The sequence below is a fragment of the Kribbella pittospori genome (assembly GCF_004331465.1).
GTDB lineage: Bacteria > Actinomycetota > Actinomycetes > Propionibacteriales > Kribbellaceae > Kribbella > Kribbella pittospori.
This window is the reverse complement of sequence record NZ_SJKB01000068.1, coordinates 1-1,319: the sequence shown is the minus strand read 5'-3', so window position 1 is coordinate 1,319 and position 1,319 is coordinate 1. Positions and strand designations below refer to the sequence as shown.

Sequence of the window (1,319 nt, the reverse complement as noted above, 5' to 3'; positions counted from 1 at the left end):
TGGGGTTGACCCGGTTCGACGGACACGGTTGGTGTGAGGTTGGTTCACGCTACCTGTTCGTGGGTGGTGGCTGGGGTTGATTCGAATGTTGCGGGGCTGAGGTAGTTGAGGGTGGAGTGGCGTCGGCGGGTGTTGTACCAGCCCTCGATGTAGTTGAAGATCGCGCTGGTGGCGGCTTTGCGGGTCGGCCAGGCGCGGCGGTGGATGAGCTCGGTCTTGAGGGTGGCGAAGAAGGATTCGGCGACCGCGTTGTCCCAGCACTGGCCTCGTCTGCCGACTGACAGTGTCACGCCGAGATCTCTTGCCAGGTTGGCGTATTGGGTCGAGGTGTATTGACAGCCGCGGTCGGAGTGGAATAACACCCCGGGCAGGGGCCGGCGTCGGTTCGCTGCGTCGGTGAGGGCTTCGGCGATCAGGTCGGTGCGCAGGTGGTCGGCGACCGCCCAGCCGACCACGCGGCGTGAGGCGAGGTCGATCACGGTGGCCAGGTAGAGCCAGCCTTGCCAGGTATAGACGTAGGTGATGTCGCCGCACCATCGGGTGTTCAGCGCGGCCGGCCGGTCGGGGTCGATCGCGAAGTCGCGGCCGATGAGGTCCGGGCGGTGCGGGGCGGCCGGGTCGGCGATGGTCGTTGTCTTCCACCGCCTGGGCATCCGTCCGTGCCGGTCGGCGGCCCGCATCAGCCGAGCGACCCGCTTGCGCGAACATCGCTCGCCTTGGTCGAGTAACTCGTGGTGGACCCGCGGTGAGCCGTAGGTCTGGCTGGAGTCGTCGTGGATATCGATGATCTTCGCGGTCAGCTCGGCGTCGCGCTGCGCACGCGCCGACGGCCCGCTGGCGCGGTGGGCGTAGTAGGCGGAACGGGAGACTTCCAGCAACTCACACGCTCGCTTGACGTTGTGGTCGCCCTGCTTCTCCGCCTCGATGAACGGGTAAACGTTCACCGGGTCTCCTTCGCGAAGAAAGCCGTTGCTCGCTTGAGGATGTCGACATCCTCGCGCAGTCGCCGGTTCTCCCGCCGCAACTGCGCGAGCTCGTCCTTCTCGCTGGTGGTCAACCCATCGTCGGTGCGGGTGCCGGCGTCACGTTCGGCCTGCTTCAGCCACTGCCGCACCGCGGTCTCGGTCAGGTCGAAGTCCTTCGCGACCTGACCCACCGTCCGGTCACCGCGCCGGCATAACTCGACGATCTCGGCCTTGAACTCAGATGTGAACGAACGACGAGGCCGCGGCTTCTTCTTGCCCATGGGCTCCATGATGAACATCCTTCCGGAGCACAAGCTCCTGATCTCGGATGTCCGTCAAAACGGGTCAGGCCCA

At 65.7% G+C, this 1,319-nt stretch carries 2 protein-coding genes; both read right to left on the bottom strand.

The window, feature by feature from the left end; genetic code table 11:
- Positions 1-44: 44 nt before the first annotated feature.
- Entirely contained in the window at positions 45-944 is a 900-nt protein-coding gene (locus tag E0H73_RS45655; protein ID WP_131367575.1) for an IS3 family transposase, read from the bottom strand.
- Entirely contained in the window at positions 941-1,255 is a 315-nt protein-coding gene (locus tag E0H73_RS45650; protein ID WP_165556185.1) for a transposase, read from the bottom strand. The genes E0H73_RS45655 and E0H73_RS45650 overlap by 4 nt, the downstream gene beginning before the upstream one ends.
- Positions 1,256-1,319 lie beyond the last annotated feature (64 nt).

Bases quoted from the DNA above. Each gene is read 5' to 3' on its own strand.
- E0H73_RS45650 (WP_165556185.1), bottom strand. From the start codon at position 1,255: ATGGAGCCCATGGGCAAGAAGAAGCCGCGGCCTCGTCGTTCGTTCACA.